Here is a 20,303-nt window from a genome sequence, read left to right as displayed (position 1 = left end):
CCCTCACCACGTCGGCCGCGCCGACACCCCGCCGTCCGTCACCAGGTCGTGGCCGGTGACCCAGGAGGCGAGCCGGGAGGCCAGGAACACGCAGGCGTCCCCGACGTCCTCCGGCCGCCCCAGCCGCCCGAGCGGTACCGCCGCCCGCCAGCGTGCCACCCCTTCCGGCCAGGCCTCGGCCAGCCCTTCCCGGTCGATCAGCCCCGGCGAGACGGTGTTGACGCGGATGCCGTACCGCCCGTACTCCAAGGCCGCCGACCGGGCGTGCATGGCGACGGCCGCCTTGGAGGCGCTGTAGTGGGCGTGCGCGGGGGCCGGCTGGCGGCCCTCGACGGACGCGATGTGGGTGACCGAACCGCCGCCGCCCTCGCGCATGAGCTCCGCCGCGGCCTGCGTGCACGCGAAGACGCTCGACAGGTTGGCGTCCACCACCGCCCGCCACTCGCCCGCCGTCATCCCGGGCAGCTCCTGGACGGGCTGCACCCCCGCGTTGTTGACCAGGGCGTCCAGCCGGCCGCCCCACGCCGCCGCCTCCCCCACCACCTGCCGGCACACGTCCTCGTCGGTGAGGTCGCCTCGCACCACGGCGGCCCGGCCTCCCGACCGCCCGATCCGCTCGGCCACCTCACGCGCGGCCTCCACGGACGTACGGCAGTGCAGCGCGACCGCGGCCCCTTCCTCGGCGAACCTCAGCGCGATGCCCCGGCCGACGCCGCCGCCCGCGCCGGTGACCAGGGCGACCTGTCCTTCGAGGAGTCTCATGGGCGGGACAGTTCCAGGATCTGGGCCGCCCGGTCGGGATACCGCGCCGCCAGGCGGCCCGCGTCGCCGTGCTCGTACCCCTCGTAGGTGAACCCGGGGGCCATCGTGCAGCCGAAGAACGTCCACGCGCCCAGCGTCCGGCCGCCCATCCAGGTGCCGGCGGGCACGGTCAGCTGGGGGTGCTGGCCGCCCAGGACGTCCGGGCCGAGGACGGCCGTGGACGAGGTGCCGTCGGGGGCGAGGAGCAGCAGTTCGAGCGGGTCGCCGAGGTAGAAGTGCCAGATCTCGTCGCTCGGCAGGCGGTGCAGGGCGGAGTGGTCGCCGGCCCTCAGCAGGGCGACGATCGCGGTGCCCTCCGGGCGGCCGTCGGCCCGTTCGGGTCCCGCCCAGGTGGCGTGGAACAGGCCGCCCTCGCGCGGGATGGGCTCCAGCGCGTAGTGCGCGACGAGGTCTTCCGGCGTCACCGGATTCGACTGGCTCATCTCCGGCACGCTACTCCCCGCGCGACGCGTCGAGTTGGGCCCTCTCGGTGGCCGTACAGAAGGACTTCGACGGGGACGGGGACCGGAAAACGGCGGTCGCTCGCGGTGCTCACGTGGAGCTCCGACCGCCGCGGAGGCATGATCGGGGTCATGGACGTCACCCTTCACCTCGCCCAGGACCCCGAGGCCGACGAGCTCCTCGGGCGCTCCCCGCTCGCCGCGCTGGTCGGGATGCTGCTGGACCAGCAGGTCCCGATGGAGTGGGCGTTCAAGGGGCCCCGCACCATCGCCGACCGGCTCGGCGCCGACGACCTGGACGCGCACGAGATCGCCGCGCAGGACCCGGAGGCGTTCGTCGCGCTGCTCTCCGAGAAGCCGGCCGTGCACCGCTACCCCGGTTCCATGGCCAAGCGGATCCAGCAGCTGTGCCAGTACCTCGTCGAGCACTACGACGGCAACGCCGAGCTCGTCTGGAAGGGCGTCGCCGACGGCCGTGAGCTGCTACGCCGTCTGCAGGACCTGCCCGGCTTCGGCAAGCAGAAGGCGCAGATCTTCCTGGCGCTGCTCGGCAAGCAGCTGGGCGTGCGGCCCGAGGGGTGGCGCGAGGCCGCCGGCGCCTACGGCGAGACGGAGTCCTTCCGGTCCGTCGCCGACATCACCGGGCCGGAGTCCCTGGCCAGGGTGCGCGCGCACAAGCAGGAGATGAAGGCGGCGGCCAAGGCCGCGAAGACGCGGGGATAGGCGTGGCCCAAGTGGGGTCCTGCGGTGGCGGAGTGCCCGGCGCCGATCCCAGCATGGAGCATGACCGACCTGCCCAACACTGCTGACCGGGGCGCCGGGTACGACGACCGCGCGTACGCCACCGCGTCCGAGCCGCCCCTCGAAGGCCCCCTGCACGCCCTGTCCCGCGCCGCCTGGCAGGTCGTCCTGCTCACCGGCGTCGCCTCGCTGGTCCTCGGCGTCCTGGTGCTCGTCTGGCCGGGCGCCTCGCTGCTCGCGGCCGGTGTCCTGTTCGGCCTCTACCTCCTCGTCAGCGGCGTCTTCCAGCTGATCGCCGCCTTCGGCACGCACCGGTCGACGTCCCTGCGCGTCCTGGCCTTCATCAGCGGCGCCCTCTCCATCCTGCTGGGCCTGTTCTGTCTGCGCGGCCCGATGCGGTCGATCCTGCTGCTCGCCCTGTGGATCGGCATCGGCTGGCTGATCCGCGGGATCACCCAGACCCTGGCCGCGGCGCACGACAAGGAGATGCCGGCCCGCGGCTGGCAGATCTTCCTCGGCGTCCTGACCCTCGTCGCCGGGATCGTGCTGATCGACTCGCCCTTCGAGTCGGTCGCCGTACTGACCCTGGTCAGCGGCATCTGGCTGGTCGCCGTCGGCATCGTGGAGATCATCACGGCGATCCGCATCCGGGGCCGGGCCCGCGAGGTGCCGCAAGCGCTCTAGCGGCGCCGTGTGCTCCGTACGGGCGTATCCGGCACCCGGCGTGCCGAACGGCGGGCGTGTCGGGGGAGAGGAATCCCCGTGACCTCCGCACGACGCCGCCCGCACCGCCGCTCCTGGCTGCGGGCGCTCGTGCTGCTGCTCGCGCTCCTGGTCCCCCAGGAGGCCTGGACGGTCCCGTCCGCGCCGCCGCAGGCCATGAGCGCCGAGTACGACGTCTCGGAGGCGGCGGCGCTGCCACCCCTCCTCCGCTCCCTGCGGCGCCCGGCCGTGCCCCCGCGGCCGGCGCCGCTGCCGCCCCCGGCGCCCATCGGGCCCGCGGCGCCCTCCCGGAGCCTCCCGGCGCGCCTCCCGCGTCTCCTGCGCACCGTGGTCCTGCGCTGCTGACGGACCCCGCCCCCAGGCACGGTCCGTCACGACGCGAGGAACACACCCATGCCCACAGACCCTTACGCGATCCTGCGCGCCCTGCTGCGCGCGGAGGCCGCCCGCAGCGCGCCCAAGCCGGACGCGAAGAAACCGCAGCAGCAGCGGCCCCCGCAGGAACGGGGCCGCTGACCGGGCGGCGGAGGCGGGCCTACCGCCTCCGCCGTGCCGTGCCGAAGAGGGAGCGGGTGATCTCTCGGCCGATCTGCGTGCCGACCGAGCGGGCGAGGGACTTGAACATGCCGCTGCCGACGACCTGTTCGACCACGCTCGGCTGCGGCTTCGCCTTCGGCGCCCTGGCCGCTTCCTTCATCTCCTCCGGCCCCTTGGCCCGGGCGAGCCGGTCCGACGTCAGCTTCTCGTACGCCGATTCCCTGTCCACAGCCTGTGCGTAACGCCCGTACAGCGCCGAGGAGCGCACCGCCTCGTCCAGGGCGGGGCCGTCGAGCGGGCCCATCAGGGACTCGGGCGCGCGCAGCCGGGTGGCGGCGACCGGTGTCGGGGCGCCCTTCTCGCTGAGCACGGTGACGACGGCCTCGCCGGTCCCCAGGCCCGTGAGCAGCTCCTCCAGGTCGTAGGCGCTGTTCGGGAAGGTCTTCACCGTCGCCTTGAGGGCCTTCTGGTCGTCCGGTGTGAACGCCCGCAGAGCGTGCTGGACACGGTTGCCGAGCTGGGCGAGGACGTCGGAGGGTACGTCTTTCGGGGTCTGGGTGACGAAGAAGACGCCGACTCCTTTCGAGCGAATCAGCCGGACGGTCTGCGTGATCGCGTCGAGGAACGCCTCGGAGGCGTCGTCGAAGAGCAGGTGGGCCTCGTCGAAGAAGAACACCAGCCCCGGCTTCTCGGCATCCCCGATCTCCGGCAGGTCGTGGAAGAGGTCGGCGAGCAGCCACATCAGGAACGTCGAGAACAGCTGCGGCCGGTCCTGTACGGCGGCGAGTTCGAGGACGGAGACGACGCCCCGCCCGTCGGGCGCCGTACGCAGGAACTCGGCGGTGTCGAACTCCGGCTCCCCGAAGAAGTCGGCCATCCCCTGGGCCTCGAACGCGGTCAGCGAGCGCAGGATGACGCCGGCCGTGGCGGCCGACAGCCCGCCGATGCCCTTCAGCTCCGCCCTGCCCTCGTCGGAGGTGAGGAAGGCGACGACCGCGCGCAGGTCCTTGAGGTCGACCAGCTCCAGGCCCTTGGTGTCGGCGTAGTGGAAGATCAGGCCGAGGGACTGCTCCTGGGTCTGGTTGAGCCGGAGCACCTTGGCCAGCAGCACCGGCCCGAAGCTGGTGACCGTGGCCCGCACGGGGATGCCGTGCCCGAGCCCGCCGAGGGCGTAGAACTCGGCGGGAAAGCCGGTCGGCGTCCACTCCTGGTGGACCTCCGCGGCCCGCGCCCGCACCTTGTCGTTCGGCTGTCCGGCCGCCGAGACGCCGGACAGGTCGCCCTTGATGTCGGCGAGGAAGACCGGCACGCCCTGCGCCGAGAGCTGCTCGGCGACGAGCTGGAGCGTCTTGGTCTTGCCGGTGCCGGTGGCGCCCGCGACGAGACCGTGGCGGTTGAGCATGGTCAGCGGGATGCGGATCTGCGCGTCCGGCAGGCACTCCCCGCCCCACATCAGGGCGCCGAGGTCCAGCGCCGGGCCGGTGAAGGCGTACCCGGAGGCGATCTCCAGGGCCTCCCGCGGGAGGGCGCGGGCGCTTCCCGGGGCTTCGGACGTGGTTGCCGGTGGCACGGTCTCGCGCTCGCTCATGTCAGACCCTCTGTTCCCGGTTCGGCCCGCTTTGCGGCATCTTTTCCAGCGTCGCACTCCGTCTCCATGGCTGCGCCCGGAAGGTCTTGACCGGTAGGCTTTCCGTGTGATCTTCAAGCGCATCGGAAACGGCCGGCCGTACCCCGACCACGGCCGGGAAAGCACCCGGCAGTGGGCGGACGTCGCGCCGCGCCCGGTCCGCCTCGATCAGCTCGTGACGACCAAGGGGCAGCTCGACCTGGAAACACTCCTGGCCGAGGACTCGACCTTCTACGGCGACCTGTTCGCCCATGTCGTCAAGTGGCAGGGCGACCTCTACCTGGAGGACGGCCTGCACCGCGCGGTGCGGGCGGCGCTGCAGCAGCGCCAGGTGCTCCACGCGCGCGTGCTGGAACTGGACTGACACGCCCGGGATCGAGGACGGTCGGTAAAGGCTTGGCCCTTTCGGGTTCACCTGTGCGGCGTCGAATGATCATCTAGTAGGCATCGCCGCCCAGGCGCACTACGCTGCGCTCATGAGCATGCTGACTCCCCCCGGCATGGGTGGTAAGTACCGGATCAAGGGAGACAAGTACCCCCGGATGCGTCCTCGCCGGAGGCGCGGCAGGCTCACGCTCGCCGCCACGGCCTCCGTCGTCGTGCTCGGCGTGCTCGGCTGGGGCACGCTGCAGCTCGTCGACGTCTTCACCGGCGGCGGCAAGCAGGCCTCGGCGGCCGGCCCCAAGGCGGACTGCTCCACGCGGGTCAGCGCGAGCGCGTCCGCCGCGGCCGCCGCGAAGGTGCCCAAGCCCGCGCAGATCACCGTGAACGTCTACAACGCCACCCCGCGCAGCGGACTGGCCAAGGACACCGCGGACGAGCTCAAGAAGCGCGGCTTCAAGATCGGTGACGTGGGCAACGCGGCCAAGGAGTTCGACAAGAAGGTCAAGGGCACCGGGATACTGCTGGGCCCGGCGTCGTCCCTGAACACCTCGCTGCCCGTGCTGGGGACCCAGCTGGCCGGCGCCGAGCGCCGCACGGAGGCCTCCCGCAAGGGAGCCGACGTCGATCTGATCATCGGCACGGGTTTCACGTCGCTCACGAAGCAGGCGGACGCGGACAAGGCGATGGCCGCGCTGGGCAAGCCGGTGCCGGCGCCCACCTCTTCGAAGAAGACCTGCTGAGACGCCTGCGCGCCGCAGGGGTGCGATGGTGCGGCGGCCACCGGCCTGACGTGGCCGGTCGCGCAGTTCCCCGCGCCCCTGACGGCGTTGCGGGCAGCCGCTATTCGGCCGCGCCGTAGAGGCGGTCTCCCGCGTCGCCCAGGCCCGGGACGATGTAGCCGTGCTCGTTGAGGTGGTCGTCGACCGCCGCCGTCACGACCGTGACCGGCGTGCCCGCCAGCTCGCGCTCCATGATCTCCACGCCCTCGGGGGCCGCCAGCAGCACGACCGCGGTCACGTCGTCCGCACCGCGCTTGATCAGCTCCTGGATGGCCGCGACCAGCGTCCCGCCGGTCGCCAGCATCGGGTCCAGGACGTAGACCTGGCGCCCGGAGAGGTCCTCCGGCATCCGCGAGGCGTACGTCGAGGCCTGGAGGGTCTCCTCGTTGCGGATCATCCCCAGGAAGCCCACCTCGGCGGTCGGCAGCAGCCGGACCATGCCGTCCAGCATGCCGAGGCCCGCCCGCAGGATCGGGACGACCAGCGGGCGCGGCCGGGAGAGCTTCACACCGGTGGTCCGGGCGACCGGCGTCTGGATGTCGATCGCCTCGGTGCGCACGTCGCGCGTGGCCTCGTAGGCGAGCAGGGTGACCAGCTCGTCGGCGAGACGGCGGAAGGTCGCGGAGTCGGTGCGCTGGTCGCGCAGGGTGGTGAGCTTGTGGGCGACCAGGGGGTGGTCGACGACGTGGAGACGCATGACCTAACAGTAACCGCGGCCGGGGAACGCTCGCTCTGGCATCAAACCGCCCATCGGAGGGAAAGTGGGAGGGACGCAAACGGGGTGGTGAACCAATGCCTGAACCTGAGTCCCGGGCGGACACGTCACAGCAGGAGACCGACGCCGAGCGCCGCAGGCGCCGCGCCCGGTTCCTGCGCGAGCTCGCGGAGGCCCGCGAACTGCGGGACCGGGTGCAGCCCCGCCGCGCCAAGGTCGCCCGCCTTCGTCACGCCATGCGCATGCGGACGTTCCGCTGGTAGCCGGGGGCCGTCGCGGGAGCCGAGTAGGGCAACCGGGTGCATGTGCCTCACGTTTGCCGCGTACGATCCCGCTGGTGGTCGATCAAAACGAGCGGACACAGGGAGCCGAAGACGTCCCCTGCACGCCTTGTTTCTGCCACGATTCCGAGTGGGTGGGGCTCGGAGCCAAGCTCTCTCCGCCCGAAACCTCCGCCGGGGGGACCCCCAACCGGCACACCTATGACCAGTGGGAGAGTCACGGTGTACTTCGCCGCACTGCTCGCGCGCACCGAAGACGGGTGGGAAGCGAGCGACACAGAGCTCCTCGACAATGTGGAGACGCTGTCGGATCTGGCCGACCTGGCCCGTGAAGCCTCGCCCGACGACGACACGGTGCTGGTGCTCATCGAGCAGGAGGACGCGTGGTTCGGCGTCGTCCGCGTGGACGGCGAGGACGACCCTCGTATCTACGTCTCGGACGCCGCCGCCGCCGCTCGCAGCAGTTACGGCGAGATCCTCCTCACCGACGAACTGCTCGGAAGGGAGCCCGGCGACGACGGCCCCGACCTGGACGCCCTCGACCTCGACGGGACCGAGGACGGCGAGGACGAGGACGACGACGGGGACGAGGCGAGCGGGTCCGCCGAGGCGGTGCCGCACAGCCCCGTCGGCGACGCCGAGATCCTCGACGACCTCGGCGTCGGGGCCAAGGAGCTGCGCTCCCTGGACGAGGACGCGCTGACCGCGATCGCCGAGGCCCTGGGCGCCTCGGAGGTCCTGGAGACCGTCCGCTGACGGCGGCCGACCCCGTACGTGACCGCTGGCGGGCCGCGATGCGGCTCGCCCTGGCCGAGGCCGGGCGGGCCGGCGCGGACGTCCCCGTCGGCGCCGTCCTGCTGGCCCCGGACGGCACGACGGTGATCGGCGCCGGGCACAACGAACGCGAGGCCACCGGTGACCCGACCGCGCACGCCGAGGTCCTGGCGATCCGGCGGGCCGCGGCCGGCCTCGGCGAGTGGCGGCTGTCCGGCTGCACGCTCGTCGTCACGCTGGAGCCGTGCACGATGTGCGCGGGCGCGATCGTCCAGTCCCGCGTGGACCGGGTCGTCTACGGCGCCCGCGACGAGAAGGCCGGCGCGGCCGGCTCCGTCTGGGACGTGGTCCGCGACCGCCGGCTCAATCACCGTCCCGAGGTCGTCGAGGGCGTGCTCGCCGAGGAGTGCGCCCGGCTGCTCACCGACTTCTTCCGGGCCCGCTGAGAGCCACCCGAATACCGATTTCAGGGCATGGGCCTCTGTGCTGTAAGGTCTCCCTCGGTAGCGTGTCCGAGCGGCCGAAGGAGCTCGCCTCGAAAGCGAGTGTGGCGCAAGTCACCGAGGGTTCAAATCCCTCCGCTACCGCTTGAGAAGGGCCCCGTCGAAAGACGGGGCCCTTTGTGCGTCGGCACGCGAAATGCAGGACGAGGGAGACGGCTTCGAGGGATGAGCCGCCTCCCCCGGCGGGGACCGGACCCTCAAGTGCGCGTCGCCGACGGGGGAGAACAGCGGTGCGCACCCCGCAGTGGGGTTCGGTCCCGAGCCCGGGATTCCTGCCAGATCCTGCGGGCTCGACTCCATCCTGCTCCTCGACGCGGCCGCGCGGATCCGGCAAAGGCCCCGGGCAGGCGGGCCGTTGGTCCTTAAAGTCCGTGTGAAGTTACACTCACCGGCGGCAACAGGGGTCCCTAGCAGCACATCAGTCACAGGGGAGGCCGCGATGGCGGTGAACGCGAAGAAGATCGCCGTCTATGCGCTCGTGGTCTTCGCGCTCTACGTGATCATCACGGACCCGGCCAAGGCCGCCGACTACGTGCAGATAGCGTTCGAGGGCATCTCGGACGCCGCCAAGGCCATCGGCGACTTCTTCACCTGGCTCGCCGACGGAGCCAAGTGACCGACCGTCACCCCTCAGGAGCGCACATGATCCGCCACCTCGTCCTCTTCAAGCTCGACGAGGGCGTCGAGCGCGACGACCCGCGCGTCGTGGCCGGCGTCGAGGCCTTCCGCGCGCTGGAGGGGAAGATCCCCGAGATCCGCTTCTGGGAGCTGGGCTGGAACTTCAGCGACCGGCCCATCGCCTACGACTTCGCCATCAACTCCGGATTCGACGACCCGGAGGCGCTGCGCCGCTACCTCGAGCATCCCGAGCACCAGGCCGGCGTGGCCCTGTGGAAGGAGTTCGCCACCTGGGTGATCGCCGACTACGCGTACTGAGCCGACAGGCCGACCGAGCCGGACCACGTCACCTGCCACCCCTTCCGGAGCCCTCCGCCGCAACGGCGGAGGGCTTTCGCGCGTCAACACGGGATAACACGGAGTTATGCGGTGCTTGCACACAGTGCACATGTCTTGTGATGCTATGACCGCTTTTGACGGATGAGTTGACCGATGAAGACCGTTTGAAGAGGTGGCGTTGACCGTGTCGGCCAGTACTGCGCCTCCCCAGGAGGTCACGGAAGTCACGGAAGCAGCGCCGGCCGCTCCGCAGCGCAGCCGCGGCGCCGACACCCGGGCCCTCACCCAGGTGCTCTTCGCCCAGCTCAAGGAGCTCAGGCCGGGCACGCCCGAGCACAACCGGGTGCGCGGGGCCCTGATCGAGGCCAACCTCCCGCTGGTGCGCTACGCGGCCGCCCGCTTCCGCTCCCGCAACGAGCCGATGGAGGACGTGGTCCAGGTCGGCACCATCGGGCTCATCAACGCCATCGACCGCTTCGACCCGGACCGCGGCGTGCAGTTCCCGACCTTCGCGATGCCGACGGTCATCGGCGAGATCAAGCGGTACTTCCGGGACAACGTACGGACCGTCCACGTACCGCGCCGGCTGCACGAGCTGTGGGTGCAGGTCAACAGCGCCACCGAGGACCTGACGACCGCCTTCGGGCGCACCCCGACCACCTCGGAGATCGCCGAGCGGCTGCGGATCTCCGAGGACGAGGTGCTGTCCTGCATCGAGGCCGGCCGCTCGTACCACGCGACCTCGCTGGAGGCCGCCCAGGAGGGCGACGGGCTGCCCGGACTGCTGGACCGGCTCGGCTACGAGGACCCGGCGCTGGACGGCGTGGAGCACCGCGATCTGGTCCGCCATCTCCTCGTCCAGCTCCCGGAACGCGAACAGCGCATCCTTCTGCTGCGCTACTACAGCAATCTCACGCAGTCGCAGATCAGCGCCGAACTCGGCGTCTCTCAGATGCACGTCTCGCGGCTACTCGCGCGTAGTTTCCAGCGGCTGCGTTCCGCGAATCGGATCGAGGCATAAGAGGCGCACGGGAGCACACCCGAGAACACTGCGGATCATCGCAGTTCGCAAGCAGGATCGAGCGGTAGCCGGCGCGAGCGAATCGCTCATCGGCGCTCTTCCCGACCTTTCTGCGCAGAAAAACGCTCAGACCGCCTCTTTCCAGGGCCGATTCGCCTCTGCGGTGTCGACATGTCACTACAGCGTGTTGCCGACATGTGACATTCTTCCGGCAGAGCGTTTGCCGTGGCTTCGGCTCCGGTATTCAGGTGAAGGCTGAACTCCTCGCCATGAGGCGGGGGTCGGCCGCGACCGTCCCGCGACCCAGAGGGGGTGGCATGTCCGCAGAACAGGGCAGCTCGAAGGTGCTCACGCTCACGAAGAGCGAGTCCGCGCCCGACGCCGTGCTCGACGACGTCCCGGTTCTGGAGGCCCTGCCGGCTCCGGCTCTCCCGGCCTCGTCCGAGTCCATCGACACCCGCACCCTGTCCCGCTCCCTGTTCCTGCGGCTCGCCGCCCTGGACGAGAACAGCCCCGAGCGCGCCTACGTCCGGGACACACTCATCGAGCTCAACCTCCCGCTCGTGCGGTACGCGGCGGCCCGCTTCCGCTCCCGCAACGAGCCGATGGAGGACATCGTCCAGGTCGGCACCATCGGCCTGATCAAGGCGATCGACCGCTTCGACTGCGAACGGGGCGTGGAGTTCCCCACGTTCGCGATGCCGACGGTCGTCGGCGAGATCAAGCGGTTCTTCCGCGACACCTCGTGGTCGGTGCGCGTCCCGCGCCGCCTGCAGGAGCTGCGCCTGGCCCTCACCAAGGCCAGCGACGAGCTGTCGCAGAAGCTGGACCGCTCCCCGACCGTGCCCGAACTCGCCGCCGTGCTGGGCGTGTCCGAGGAGGACGTGGTCGACGGCCTGGCGGTGGGCAACGCCTACACCGCGTCGTCGCTGGACTCGCCGGCCCCGGAGGACGACGGCGGCGAGGGCTCGCTGGCCGACCGGCTCGGTTACGAGGACAGCGCCCTGGAGGGCGTCGAGTACCGCGAGTCGCTCAAGCCGCTGCTGGCCAAACTCCCGCCCCGTGAGCGGCAGATCATCATGCTCCGCTTCTTCGCGAACATGACGCAGTCGCAGATCGGCGAGGAGGTCGGCATCTCCCAGATGCACGTCTCCCGGCTGCTGACCCGGACGCTGGCCCAGCTGCGCGAGGGCCTCATCTCGGACTGATCCCTTCGCGGGGGTTCCTCTTTGACGGAGTGTCAGCCACCATGGCGCGATGCTTCGTGGGACTCCTGGGCCGACGTGGACACCCGGCCGTCGAGGCGCCCTGATCGGCGCGTCGGCGGCCGCCGTCTGTCTCGGCGCGCTGCTGGCGGCGTGCGGGGGCGGCGGCGGAGGCGGCGGCTACGTCGCGACCGGAGCGGTGGGCGGCGCGTCCTCCGGTACGGCGATGAGGCCGACGGGCAGGGTGACGCTGGTGCCGCTGGACGGTCCGCGCGAGGCGAGCGGGTCACCGTCGGCCGCCGGCCACAACGCCCCTGCCGCACAGGTGACTTCGCCCGGCACCACGGCGCCGGCGCCCGGCCCGGGCGGGAGTCCGGCGCGCGACGAACCCGGATCGGACCCGACGACGGCCGCTCCGCCCTCCAGCGCGGCCCCGTCCGGCCCTGCCCGCCCCGCCGACCTGACCTGGTCGGACCCGGTCCGCGAGGCCACCGGCGAGCGCTGGTGCGAGGACGTGACCCTGACCCTCACCAACTCCGGCGGCACCGCGGTGCGTTCGGGCACGGTGACCTTCGGGACGCACGTCATCGGCGCGCTCGGCATCGACTGGGGGACCGTCACCTCGGACGTGGCGCTGCCGGCGCCGATCGGGGCCGGGGCGCGCAGGGAGAAGACCTGGACGGTGTGCGTCGACGCCTGGCGCGTGCCGCTGGGCATGCACATCGAGACGCGGGACGTCACCGTCCGGTGGAAGTGAGCTGTCGTACCGCTTACATCAGGGCGAGCCAGGCCACGGCGGCCACGACCGCCACGGCGACGACGACGCCGACGATGAGGCCGATGCGGGGGCCCGCCGGGGCGGGGGCCTGCTGCTGTCGGCCCTGCGGCCCCTCGTCCACGAACGCGCGGAACATCTGGGTGCTGCCGGCGGGGTCGTAGTTGCCCTGGGGGTTCTGGGGGTTTGCCATAGCCCGAGACCCTAGCGAATCCGCGGTTGTGGCCCAAGTGGGGGGCCGGACCCCAGGAGGACGGCCTCCACCTGCGCGTTTACGTTCGCAATACTTGCCTTTGCCAAGTTTTTATGTCACCCGGCCCCGATATGTTTGCCTGCAGCAACCAACAACTCCTATGGTTGCCCTAAGCAACGAATGCGGGAGGTGTCATGGCCGAGCGGGCACAGTACGAGGAACTGATGCGTCAGTTCAGTGCCTTCGGCGCCGTGAAGCGGGAGCTCGGGCGGATCATGCCGTCCGACTGCCCGAGCGGCAGCGCCGGCGTGCTGACCCTGCTGGGCCGCTTCGGCGACATGCGCATGAGCAGGCTCGCCGAGCTGCTCGCCGTGGACATGTCGGTCACCAGCCGCCATGTCGCCCACCTCGCCGAGCGCGGCTGGATCGACCGCTCCCCCGACCCGGCGGACAAGCGGTCCCGGATCGTGCACCTGACGCCCAAGGGCCGGGCCCAGCTGGAGCTGCTCTCCGAGCGGACCACGCAGCTGCTGGCCGACTGCCTGAGCGACTGGAGCGACGAGGAGGTCGCCCAGCTCACGCGGCTCATGGCCCGGCTGCGCGCCAGCTTCGACGACAGCCGCGTCGGCGTACCGCCCCGGCTGCCGCCTCCCGCGACCGAACTCGAAGCGACCACCCGTACACCCGCGAACACGTAAGAAAAGGAAGCCCATGGCAACGACCACACCAGCCGGTGTGCGGGCTCATGCCAAGCACGGGGGAGGCTCCGCCGAGCACGGCCCGATGACGCATCGGCAGATCATGGAGGCGCTCTCCGGTCTGCTGCTCGGCATGTTCGTGGCGATCCTGTCGTCGACGATCGTCTCCAACGCCCTGCCGCACATCATCAGCGACCTCGGCGGCGGCCAGTCCGCCTACACCTGGGTCGTCACCGCCGCCCTGCTGTCGATGACCGCGGCCACTCCTCTGTGGGGCAAGCTCGCCGACCTGTACAGCAAGAAGGCCCTCGTCCAGATAGCCCTGGTCATCTACGTCCTGGGCTCCATGGCGGCCGGCCTGTCGCAGAACTCCGGCATGCTGATCGCCTGCCGTGTCGTCCAGGGCATCGGCGTCGGCGGTCTGTCGGCCCTCGCCCAGATCGTCATGGCCGCGATGATCTCGCCCCGTGAGCGCGGCCGTTACTCCGGCTACCTCGGCGCCACCTTCGCCGTCGCCACCGTCGGCGGCCCGCTGCTCGGCGGCGTCATCACCGACACCTCCTGGCTGGGCTGGCGCTGGTGCTTCTACGTCGGCGTCCCCTTCGCCGTCATCGCGCTGATCGTCCTGCAGAAGACCCTGCACCTGCCCGTGGTCAAGCGGGAGGTCAAGGTCGACTGGGGCGGCGCCACCGCCATCGCCGCCGCCGTCTCGCTGCTGCTGGTCTGGGTCACCTTCGCCGGTGACAAGTACGACTGGCTGTCGTGGCAGACGTACAGCATGGTCGGCGGGTCGATCCTGCTCGGCGCGCTGTTCGTGCTGATCGAGTCCAAGGCCAGCGAGCCGATCATCCCGCTGCGCCTGTTCCGCAACCGCACCATCACCCTGGCGTCGCTCGCGTCGATGTTCGTCGGTATCGCGATGTTCGCGGGCACGGTGTTCTTCAGCCAGTACTTCCAGCTGGCCCGCGACAAGTCCCCGACGATGTCCGGCGTGCTGACCATCCCGATGATCGGCGGCCTGTTCGTCTCCTCGACCGTCTCCGGGCAGTTCATCACCCGCACCGGCCGCTGGAAGGCGTGGCTGGTCAGCGGTGGCGTCCTGGTGACGGCCGGACTGGGCCTGCTCGGCACCATCCGGTACGACACGGCCTACTGGAAGATGGCCATCTTCATGGCCCTGCTGGGTCTCGGCATCGGCATGATGATGCAGAACCTGGTGCTGTGCACGCAGAACCAGGTCGAGCCGAGCGACCTCGGCTCGGCGAGCTCCACGGTCACCTTCTTCCGGTCCCTCGGCGGTGCTGTCGGCGTCTCCGCCCTCGGCGCGGTGATGGCCCACCGGATCACGCACTACGTCAAGGACGGCATCGCCGCCCTCGACCCGCAGTACCGGGCCGCGCTGGCCGGTTCCAGCTCGTCCACGGACACCATTCCGGACATGGACAAGCTGCCGGTGCCCATCCGCACGCTCATGGAGAGCGCCTACGGCCACGGCATCGCCGACGTCTTCATGATCGCCGGCGCCCTCGCGGCCATCGCGTTCTTCATCACCCTGTTCATCAAGGAGGTCCCGCTGCGGACCAAGGGCGCCCTGGCGCAGGCCGCGAGCGGGGCGGACGCCCCGGCCGACGCGGAGGCCGCCCCGGCCGCCGCCGAGACCGCCGCCGCCGAGCACGTCCCGAGCTGGGCCGTGGCCTCCGAACCGGAGACCGCCGGTGACGGCACGCAGCGGCTGGCCGCCGTGGCGACCATCGCCCGTCCCGAGGAGGCGGCCGGCTCCGGCGGCATCCCGGTGCGCGGCTTCGTCCGCGGCAACGAGAGCGCGCCCGTCCCGCAGGCCGCCGTCACCCTGATCTCGCTGGCCGGACGCCAGCTGGGCCGGTCGGTGACGCAGGCCGACGGCTCCTACGCCGTGGACGCGCCGAGCGTCGGCTCCTACGTCCTGATCGCCGCCGCCGACGGGTTCCAGCCGCAGGCGTCGACCGTCGTGGTGAACGGCGAGCCGGTCTCGTACGACGTCCTGCTCAGCGGCACCAGCGGGCTGAGCGGTGTGGTGCGGGCCGCCGAGAACGCGCTGCCCGTCAAGGACGCGATGGTCATCGTGACCGACGTGCGCGGAGACCTGCTGGCCACCGGCAACACCGGTGAGCAGGGCGAGTTCTCCTTCGCGGAGCTGGTCCCGGGCGCCGTGACCGTCGCCGTGAACGCCGCCGGGTTCCGGCCGCGCGCACTGCCCGTCGAGGTCGGCGGCACCGGGGTCACCCGGATCGAGATCGACCTGGACTCCGGGGCCCAGCTCCAGGGCGTCGTCCGGGCGCCGCACGGAGCGCTGGCCGACGCACGGGTCACCCTCGTGGACGCGGCCGGCAACGTGGTCGGCACCGCCACCACCGGGCCGGACGGGGCGTACGCCTTCACCGACCTGAACAGCGGCGAGTACACGGTCATCGCGACGGGCTACCCGCCGGTCGCCACCGCGCTCACCGTGAACGGCCGCGGCGTCGACGACCACGACATCGAACTGGCCCACCCGGCCGAGTAGTTCGGTATCGCTCCGGCCCGTGGCGGACGGTGCGCGTGCTCCTGTGTGGGAGTCGCGCGGCCGGAAGCCGCGGGCCGGTTTCTTTGAGACCACTTTGCACCGCAGGGAGAAAACGGGATGGGACTGAGCGCGAGGATCCGGACGCGGGACGGATGGGCCGTGTCGCACGCGGTCGTCACGGTGACCGACATGACCGGCACGCAGGTGCTGCGCGCCGAGGCGGACGCCGAGGGGGCCGTGCGGGACGCGACGGCGCTGACGCCCGGGCCGTACGTCGTGATCGTCACCGCCGTCGGGTACGCGCCCACGGCCTCCACGGCGATCGTCACCGCGAGCGGCCGGGCCGAGCTGGGCCCGGTGACGCTGGCACGGCAGGGCGGCACCGAGCTGCCGCCGCCCGGACCGTGGACCGTCGACCCGGCGCACTCGTCCGTGGCCGCCGTCGCCCAGCACCTGGGCATCTCCAGCGTGCGCGGACGCTTCACCGACTTCACGGCCCGTATCGAGATCGCGCCGGACGAGGTGGAGAAGTCGAGCGTGGAGGCGGTGATCCGGGCCGCGTCCATCGACACCGGCAACGGCATGCGCGACGACCACCTGCGCTCGCCGGACTTCCTGGACGTGGAGCGGTTCCCGGAGATCACCTACCGGTCGACGGGTCTGACGGCGGCCGGTTCGGACCGCTGGACGGTGCACGGGGAGCTGACGCTGCACGGCGTCGTCCGCCCGGTCGAGCTGGACCTGGCCTACCTGGGCACGGGCGCCGACCCGTGGGGCGGGACCCGGGCCGCCTTCCGGGCCACGACCGAGCTGCGGCGCGAGGACTTCGCCATGAACTACAACCAGGTGGTGCAGGCGGGCATCGCGGCGATCGGCACGACGCTGAAGGTGGAACTGGACGTCCAGGCGGTGCAGGGGGAGTCCCTGCCGCAAGGGTAGGCCCGGCGGGGACAGGCTGAGCGGGTGCCGGACGCCTAGGCTGAGGCCATGGCACCGAACATCGCTACGAACACGTCCGTCTCCCTCGACGAGTTGCTGGACTTCGTACGGCCCCGCCATCGCGCGATCCTGCTGACGCGGCGGGCCGACGGCAGCCCCCAGGCCTCGCCGCTGACCTGCGGTGTGGACGACTCGGGGCGGATCGTCGTCTCGACGTACCCCGAGCGGGCCAAGACCCGCAACGCCAAGCGGGACGAGCGGGTCAGCCTCGTCGTCCTGAGCGACGACTGGAACGGGCCGTGGGTCCAGGTCGACGGCACGGCCGAGGTCATCGACACGCCGGAGTCCGTGGAGCCCCTGGTGGAGTACTACCGCAACATCGCCGGCGAGCACCCGGACTGGGACGAGTACCGGGAGGCGATGGTCAAGCAGGGCAAGTCGATCATCCGGGTCACGCCGAAGCGGTGGGGTCCGGTCGCGACCGGCGGCTTCCCGGCCCGCCTGGCCTCACCGGACGCCTAGGGCGACACCCGCCCTAGGATCCGGCGCGTTCCACCATCGCCTCGATTCCCGCCACCAGCAGGTCCAGGGCGAAGGTGAAGTCGCGGTCCCGCATCTCCTCGACCGTGTCACCGCCGCGGGCCGCCATGATCTCCTCGTTCTCCTTGACGATCTCCGCGGCCTCCGGGGACCTCGTCACCGCGCTCATCGCGTGCCGGAAGTACTCGTCCTGGGTCATGCCGGCGGTGGCGCAGCGGGCGATGAAGTGGCCCTCGATGGTGCCGAAGCCGTACACGAACTGGAAGACGGCGGAGAGGGCGCCCGTCAGTCCGGGCACGGGCAGGCCCGTCTTGCGGATCACCTGCTGGACGACCCGGGAGAACGCGAGGGAGTTCGGGCCGATGTTGAGGAACGTTCCGGCCAGCGGGGAGAGCCAGGGGTGGCGGACCAGGAGGGCGCGGTACTCCCGCGCCAGCGTGCGCAGTTGGTCCCGCCAGTCCTCGTCGGCCTCCGGGTCGGGCAGGATCAGCTCGCCGAAGGCCGCGTCGAGGGCGAGTTCGAGGAGGTCGTCCTTGGTGTCCACGTACCAGTAGACGGACATCGCGGTGACGTTCAGCTCCCCGGCCAGCCGGCGCATCGAGAACTTCGCCAGCCCCTCGGCGTCCAGGAGACGGACGGTGACCTCGGTGATCCGGTCGCGGTCGAGGCCGGACGGCTGGCCGCCGCGACCGCCCCGGCGCACCTTGCCCTCCAGCCAGACGCTGGTCCGCGCCGCACGCTCAGCCGCCTTCACCATGGCGCACCTTCCTAGCCCTGTCCGACCTCATTGATCAAGATGCTAGGCGGCAGCCGACATCCAGGGGCGCGGGGAACTGCGCGATCAACCCCATACGACCGGTAGCCGCACGACTGCCCTGTCACCCGGGTCCGTGGGCGACAACCATCTCCGAGTCTGCCCGCTGAGCCCGCCGCAGCAACGCCGCCGCCACGAACCCGCCGAGCAGCACGGCCGCGGCTCCCACCAACTGCCCGGCCCGCAGCCCTTCCACCAGCCCTCCGGCGGAACTGAGCACGGCTCCGAGCACCGCGACCCCCAGCCCGTTGCCGAACTCCGCCAGCGTCCCGTTGATCCCGGCCCCCACCCCCGCCTTCTCCGGCGGGATGGAGCTCATGATCGCGTGTGCCATCGCCGGGTTGGCGATCGCGCAGCCCGCGCCGATCAGCAGCAGCCCCACCAGCGTCCCGGCGTAACCCCCGGCGTCCAGCACGGCGATGGCGACCAGGCCGCCCGCCATGAGCACCATCCCCGCCGCGATGGACACCGGCGTACCGAGCCTGGCCGCCCACTTCGCCGACAGACCCGAGAAGTTGAGCGCGACGACGGTCAGCGCGAGCGGCGCCGTGCGCAGGCCGGCTTCGAGGGGGCCGTATCCGAGGGCGAGTTGCAGGTGCTGGGTGAGCAGGAACAGCGCCCCGCCCATGCCGAAGGTGATCAGCACGGCTCCGGTGACCGCCCCGGTGAACCGGCGGTCGCGGAAGAAGTGCGGGTCGAGCATCGGGTACGGGATCCGGCTCTCCCCGTACGCGAAGGCACCCAGGGCCAGGACCGCGACGGCCGCCGTGGACAGCACCCGGACGGACGTCCACCCGTGCTCGGGACCGGAGATGATCGCGAAGACGAGGGAGGCCATGCCGATCGTGGAGAGCAGCGCGCCGAGCAGGTCGGGGCGGTCGCCGCGCGGGTTCCTGGACTCCGGTACCAGGACCACGACGGCCACCAGGGCCGACGCCACCACCGGCAGGTTGACCAGGAAGATCGCTCCCCACCGGAAGTGGTCGAGCATGAACCCGCCGAGCAGCGGTCCCGCCGCGAAGCCCAGCGCGTTGACCGCCGCCCAGATGCCGATCGCCCGGGGCTGCTCCTCGGGTGTGAAGATCTGCATGGCGACGGCGAGGGTGGTGGTCAGCAGCAGTGCGCCGCCCACGCCCATGCCCGCCCGCGCCGCGATCAGCTGCCCGGTGCCGTTCGCGAGGCCGGCGGCCAGCGAACCGATGCCGAACAGGACCAGGCCGGTGATCAGCATCTTCTTGCGGCCGTAGCGGTCGGCCGCGCTGCCGGCCGTGAGCAGCAGGCCCGACTGGACCAGCGAGTACGCGTTGATCATCCACTGGATGTCGGAGGTCTCGGCGCCCAGTTCCCGGGTGAGGGAGGGGATGGCCACGTTCAGGACGGTGTTGTCGAGCAGCACGGTCAGCTGCGCGAGACAGATGACGCCGAGGATCAGCCAGCGCTGGGGGTGGCCCTGGGCACCCGGGGAGACAGACATGCTGTACACCGTATAGCGATCACTATACGGTGTACAGCAATGTTCTGGTCAGGCGCCGGGGTCAGCCGCTCGCCTTCTGCGTCAGGTCGTAGAAGGTGGCCGAACCCACCGTCACCTTCTTGAAGGTCTTCTCCACCCAGGAGGTGATCTGCGAGGACGTGCCGCTGCTGCTGCCGCCCATGCCGCCGCCGGTGCCGGACGAGATGAAGTAGTGGATCTTCCCGTCCGCCACGTACGTCTTGAACTGGGCCAGCGTCGGGGACGGGTCGGTGCCGTTGAAGCCGCCGATCGCCATCACCGGCTCGCCGGTGGAGAGCTGGTAGCTCGCCGCGTTCTGGGCTCCGATGGCCGCCGCGACCCAGGTGTACTTCGACGAGTCCGTCTCCAGCAGCTTCTTGGCCTGCGAGGAGACGCTCGCGCCGTTGAGCAGGCCGCCGACGCCACCGCCGCCGCCCATACCGCCGCCGTCGCCCATCCGGCCGCCACCGGGGAAGCCGTTGCCGTTCTGCTGGTTCTGGGTGCCGCCGTTGCCGTTCTGCTGGTTCTGGCCCGGCATCCCGCCACCGGGGAAGCCGTTCCCGTTCTGCTGCCCTTGCCGGCCTTGTTGGCTCTGCTGGCCCGGCATGCCGCCGCCCCCGAAACCGCCGCGCATGCCGCCACCGCCGCCGCCCATCATGCTCGCGCCGGCCGGGCCGGCCGTCACGATGGAACCGGTGTGGCCGCTCTGCACGGTGCTGAGGGTGTACGCCGTCGGGCCGGCCAGCGAGGCCACCAGGCCCACCGCCGCAGCCCCGAGGGCGAGTCGGCGGCTGACACGGC

At 71.4% G+C, this 20,303-nt stretch carries 26 protein-coding genes and 1 tRNA gene; 19 read left to right on the top strand and 8 right to left on the bottom strand.

The features are described from left to right. Positions 1 to 3 precede the first annotated feature (3 nt). Together M8J74_RS07790 and M8J74_RS07785 are read right to left on the bottom strand one after the other, a co-directional pair. Complete coding sequence (locus tag M8J74_RS07790) at positions 4 to 762, bottom strand: SDR family NAD(P)-dependent oxidoreductase (protein ID WP_249835697.1); 759 nt, start codon at positions 760 to 762, stop codon at positions 4 to 6. Further along, positions 759 to 1,226 (bottom strand): cupin domain-containing protein, encoded by a 468-nt coding sequence (locus M8J74_RS07785; protein WP_249835703.1) that lies wholly within the window; start codon positions 1,224 to 1,226, stop codon positions 759 to 761. Before M8J74_RS07785 ends, M8J74_RS07790 begins: the two co-directional genes overlap by 4 nt. A gap of 168 nt (positions 1,227 to 1,394) precedes the next feature. Between M8J74_RS07785 and M8J74_RS07780 the strand changes: the two genes are divergently transcribed. The 4 genes from M8J74_RS07780 to M8J74_RS44435 all read left to right on the top strand — a co-directional run bounded on the left by M8J74_RS07780 (position 1,395) and on the right by M8J74_RS44435 (position 3,242). Then, positions 1,395 to 1,985, top strand: a complete 591-nt coding sequence (locus M8J74_RS07780) for an HhH-GPD-type base excision DNA repair protein (RefSeq protein WP_249835696.1) — start codon at positions 1,395 to 1,397, stop codon at positions 1,983 to 1,985. A 60-nt stretch (positions 1,986 to 2,045) separates the two neighbouring features. After that, on the top strand, positions 2,046 to 2,687 hold the full coding sequence (locus M8J74_RS07775; RefSeq protein ID WP_249835695.1) for an HdeD family acid-resistance protein: 642 nt from the start codon (positions 2,046 to 2,048) through the stop codon (positions 2,685 to 2,687). Between the two features lie 78 nt (positions 2,688 to 2,765). After that, on the top strand, positions 2,766 to 3,071 hold the full coding sequence (locus M8J74_RS07770) for a hypothetical protein (protein WP_249835694.1): 306 nt from the start codon (positions 2,766 to 2,768) through the stop codon (positions 3,069 to 3,071). Between the two features lie 48 nt (positions 3,072 to 3,119). After that, positions 3,120 to 3,242 (top strand): hypothetical protein, encoded by a 123-nt coding sequence (locus M8J74_RS44435; RefSeq protein ID WP_283947907.1) that lies wholly within the window; start codon positions 3,120 to 3,122, stop codon positions 3,240 to 3,242. 19 nt (positions 3,243 to 3,261) lie between these two features. On the opposite strand, the gene M8J74_RS07765 is transcribed toward M8J74_RS44435, so the two are convergent. After that, the gene (locus M8J74_RS07765; RefSeq protein ID WP_249835693.1) at positions 3,262 to 4,851 is read right to left on the bottom strand and encodes a helicase HerA-like domain-containing protein; all 1,590 of its coding nucleotides are present in this window, start codon (positions 4,849 to 4,851) and stop codon (positions 3,262 to 3,264) included. A gap of 106 nt (positions 4,852 to 4,957) precedes the next feature. On the opposite strand from M8J74_RS07765, the gene M8J74_RS07760 reads away from it, so the two are divergent. Next, the gene (locus tag M8J74_RS07760) at positions 4,958 to 5,254 is read left to right on the top strand and encodes a type II toxin-antitoxin system VapB family antitoxin (protein WP_003999914.1); all 297 of its coding nucleotides are present in this window, start codon (positions 4,958 to 4,960) and stop codon (positions 5,252 to 5,254) included. Positions 5,255 to 5,366: 112 nt separating this feature from the next. After that, positions 5,367 to 6,014 (top strand): LytR C-terminal domain-containing protein, encoded by a 648-nt coding sequence (locus M8J74_RS07755; protein ID WP_239015256.1) that lies wholly within the window; start codon positions 5,367 to 5,369, stop codon positions 6,012 to 6,014. A gap of 100 nt (positions 6,015 to 6,114) precedes the next feature. Here M8J74_RS07755 and upp read toward each other — a convergent pair whose 3' ends face one another. Beyond that, entirely contained in the window at positions 6,115 to 6,750 is a 636-nt protein-coding gene (gene upp / locus M8J74_RS07750) for a uracil phosphoribosyltransferase (RefSeq protein ID WP_058924414.1), read from the bottom strand. 95 nt (positions 6,751 to 6,845) lie between these two features. Between upp and M8J74_RS07745 the strand changes: the two genes are divergently transcribed. The 9 genes from M8J74_RS07745 to M8J74_RS07705 all read left to right on the top strand — a co-directional run bounded on the left by M8J74_RS07745 (position 6,846) and on the right by M8J74_RS07705 (position 12,266). Continuing rightward, a complete protein-coding gene (locus M8J74_RS07745; RefSeq protein ID WP_079078070.1) occupies positions 6,846 to 7,031 on the top strand; it encodes a hypothetical protein in 186 nt (61 codons plus the stop codon). A gap of 240 nt (positions 7,032 to 7,271) precedes the next feature. Beyond that, a complete protein-coding gene (locus M8J74_RS07740) occupies positions 7,272 to 7,805 on the top strand; it encodes a tRNA adenosine deaminase-associated protein (protein WP_249835702.1) in 534 nt (177 codons plus the stop codon). Between the two features lie 38 nt (positions 7,806 to 7,843). Beyond that, entirely contained in the window at positions 7,844 to 8,269 is a 426-nt protein-coding gene (tadA, locus tag M8J74_RS07735) for a tRNA adenosine(34) deaminase TadA (protein ID WP_249835692.1), read from the top strand. 56 nt (positions 8,270 to 8,325) lie between these two features. Continuing rightward, a tRNA-Ser gene (locus tag M8J74_RS07730) sits at positions 8,326 to 8,410 on the top strand. 355 nt (positions 8,411 to 8,765) lie between these two features. Further along, complete coding sequence (locus tag M8J74_RS07725; protein WP_203237704.1) at positions 8,766 to 8,942, top strand: hypothetical protein; 177 nt, start codon at positions 8,766 to 8,768, stop codon at positions 8,940 to 8,942. A 26-nt stretch (positions 8,943 to 8,968) separates the two neighbouring features. Further along, entirely contained in the window at positions 8,969 to 9,262 is a 294-nt protein-coding gene (locus tag M8J74_RS07720; protein ID WP_058924411.1) for a Dabb family protein, read from the top strand. Positions 9,263 to 9,455: 193 nt separating this feature from the next. After that, positions 9,456 to 10,304 (top strand): RNA polymerase sigma factor SigF, encoded by an 849-nt coding sequence (locus tag M8J74_RS07715; RefSeq protein ID WP_249835691.1) that lies wholly within the window; start codon positions 9,456 to 9,458, stop codon positions 10,302 to 10,304. Between the two features lie 317 nt (positions 10,305 to 10,621). Then, positions 10,622 to 11,512: an RNA polymerase sigma factor SigF gene (locus M8J74_RS07710; RefSeq protein WP_058924409.1), complete on the top strand. Its 891-nt coding sequence runs from the start codon at positions 10,622 to 10,624 to the stop codon at positions 11,510 to 11,512. 49 nt (positions 11,513 to 11,561) lie between these two features. Next, complete coding sequence (locus M8J74_RS07705; protein ID WP_249835690.1) at positions 11,562 to 12,266, top strand: hypothetical protein; 705 nt, start codon at positions 11,562 to 11,564, stop codon at positions 12,264 to 12,266. 13 nt (positions 12,267 to 12,279) lie between these two features. Here M8J74_RS07705 and M8J74_RS07700 read toward each other — a convergent pair whose 3' ends face one another. Continuing rightward, positions 12,280 to 12,477 carry a hypothetical protein gene (locus tag M8J74_RS07700; protein ID WP_208780814.1) on the bottom strand — a complete coding sequence of 66 codons (198 nt, stop codon included), beginning with the start codon at positions 12,475 to 12,477 and terminating at the stop codon, positions 12,280 to 12,282. Positions 12,478 to 12,671: 194 nt separating this feature from the next. Here M8J74_RS07700 and M8J74_RS07695 point away from each other — a divergent pair, with 194 nt between their 5' ends. The 4 genes from M8J74_RS07695 (at position 12,672) to M8J74_RS07680 (ending at position 17,178) form a co-directional block, all read left to right on the top strand. Then, on the top strand, positions 12,672 to 13,175 hold the full coding sequence (locus M8J74_RS07695; protein WP_249835689.1) for a MarR family winged helix-turn-helix transcriptional regulator: 504 nt from the start codon (positions 12,672 to 12,674) through the stop codon (positions 13,173 to 13,175). 85 nt (positions 13,176 to 13,260) lie between these two features. Next, on the top strand, positions 13,261 to 15,717 hold the full coding sequence (locus tag M8J74_RS07690) for an MFS transporter (protein WP_505016702.1): 2,457 nt from the start codon (positions 13,261 to 13,263) through the stop codon (positions 15,715 to 15,717). A gap of 117 nt (positions 15,718 to 15,834) precedes the next feature. Then, a complete protein-coding gene (locus M8J74_RS07685; protein WP_249835687.1) occupies positions 15,835 to 16,656 on the top strand; it encodes a YceI family protein in 822 nt (273 codons plus the stop codon). A gap of 48 nt (positions 16,657 to 16,704) precedes the next feature. Beyond that, positions 16,705 to 17,178 carry a PPOX class F420-dependent oxidoreductase gene (locus M8J74_RS07680; protein WP_249835686.1) on the top strand — a complete coding sequence of 158 codons (474 nt, stop codon included), beginning with the start codon at positions 16,705 to 16,707 and terminating at the stop codon, positions 17,176 to 17,178. Positions 17,179 to 17,191: 13 nt separating this feature from the next. Here M8J74_RS07680 and M8J74_RS07675 read toward each other — a convergent pair whose 3' ends face one another. From M8J74_RS07675 to M8J74_RS07665, 3 genes are all read right to left on the bottom strand, one after another. After that, a complete protein-coding gene (locus M8J74_RS07675) occupies positions 17,192 to 17,953 on the bottom strand; it encodes a TetR/AcrR family transcriptional regulator (protein WP_249835685.1) in 762 nt (253 codons plus the stop codon). 121 nt (positions 17,954 to 18,074) lie between these two features. Then, the gene (locus tag M8J74_RS07670) at positions 18,075 to 19,484 is read right to left on the bottom strand and encodes an MFS transporter (protein ID WP_249835684.1); all 1,410 of its coding nucleotides are present in this window, start codon (positions 19,482 to 19,484) and stop codon (positions 18,075 to 18,077) included. Positions 19,485 to 19,545: 61 nt separating this feature from the next. Then, positions 19,546 to 20,303 (bottom strand): mannosyltransferase YkcB-related protein (locus tag M8J74_RS07665; protein ID WP_505016701.1); only part of this gene is annotated, 758 nt, incomplete at its 5' end.

This window comes from Streptomyces panaciradicis (assembly GCF_023516615.1).
Lineage (GTDB): Bacteria > Actinomycetota > Actinomycetes > Streptomycetales > Streptomycetaceae > Streptomyces > Streptomyces panaciradicis.
This window is presented reverse-complemented; position numbering and strand designations above follow the sequence as displayed.

Bases quoted from the DNA above. Each gene is read 5' to 3' on its own strand.
- M8J74_RS07680 (WP_249835686.1), top strand. From the start codon at position 16,705: ATGGCACCGAACATCGCTACGAACACGTCCGTCTCCCTCGACGAGTTG.
- M8J74_RS07720 (WP_058924411.1), top strand. From the start codon at position 8,969: ATGATCCGCCACCTCGTCCTCTTCAAGCTCGACGAGGGCGTCGAGCGC.
- M8J74_RS07695 (WP_249835689.1), top strand. From the start codon at position 12,672: ATGGCCGAGCGGGCACAGTACGAGGAACTGATGCGTCAGTTCAGTGCC.
- M8J74_RS07700 (WP_208780814.1), bottom strand. From the start codon at position 12,477: ATGGCAAACCCCCAGAACCCCCAGGGCAACTACGACCCCGCCGGCAGC.
- tadA (WP_249835692.1), top strand. From the start codon at position 7,844: ATGCGGCTCGCCCTGGCCGAGGCCGGGCGGGCCGGCGCGGACGTCCCC.
- M8J74_RS07675 (WP_249835685.1), bottom strand. From the start codon at position 17,953: ATGGTGAAGGCGGCTGAGCGTGCGGCGCGGACCAGCGTCTGGCTGGAG.
- M8J74_RS07755 (WP_239015256.1), top strand. From the start codon at position 5,367: ATGAGCATGCTGACTCCCCCCGGCATGGGTGGTAAGTACCGGATCAAG.
- upp (WP_058924414.1), bottom strand. From the start codon at position 6,750: ATGCGTCTCCACGTCGTCGACCACCCCCTGGTCGCCCACAAGCTCACC.
- M8J74_RS07725 (WP_203237704.1), top strand. From the start codon at position 8,766: ATGGCGGTGAACGCGAAGAAGATCGCCGTCTATGCGCTCGTGGTCTTC.
- M8J74_RS07690 (WP_505016702.1), top strand. From the start codon at position 13,261: ATGACGCATCGGCAGATCATGGAGGCGCTCTCCGGTCTGCTGCTCGGC.
- M8J74_RS07790 (WP_249835697.1), bottom strand. From the start codon at position 762: ATGAGACTCCTCGAAGGACAGGTCGCCCTGGTCACCGGCGCGGGCGGC.
- M8J74_RS07745 (WP_079078070.1), top strand. From the start codon at position 6,846: ATGCCTGAACCTGAGTCCCGGGCGGACACGTCACAGCAGGAGACCGAC.
- M8J74_RS07775 (WP_249835695.1), top strand. From the start codon at position 2,046: ATGACCGACCTGCCCAACACTGCTGACCGGGGCGCCGGGTACGACGAC.
- M8J74_RS44435 (WP_283947907.1), top strand. From the start codon at position 3,120: ATGCCCACAGACCCTTACGCGATCCTGCGCGCCCTGCTGCGCGCGGAG.
- M8J74_RS07765 (WP_249835693.1), bottom strand. From the start codon at position 4,851: ATGAGCGAGCGCGAGACCGTGCCACCGGCAACCACGTCCGAAGCCCCG.
- M8J74_RS07670 (WP_249835684.1), bottom strand. From the start codon at position 19,484: ATGTCTGTCTCCCCGGGTGCCCAGGGCCACCCCCAGCGCTGGCTGATC.
- M8J74_RS07710 (WP_058924409.1), top strand. From the start codon at position 10,622: ATGTCCGCAGAACAGGGCAGCTCGAAGGTGCTCACGCTCACGAAGAGC.
- M8J74_RS07685 (WP_249835687.1), top strand. From the start codon at position 15,835: ATGGGACTGAGCGCGAGGATCCGGACGCGGGACGGATGGGCCGTGTCG.
- M8J74_RS07780 (WP_249835696.1), top strand. From the start codon at position 1,395: ATGGACGTCACCCTTCACCTCGCCCAGGACCCCGAGGCCGACGAGCTC.
- M8J74_RS07705 (WP_249835690.1), top strand. From the start codon at position 11,562: ATGCTTCGTGGGACTCCTGGGCCGACGTGGACACCCGGCCGTCGAGGC.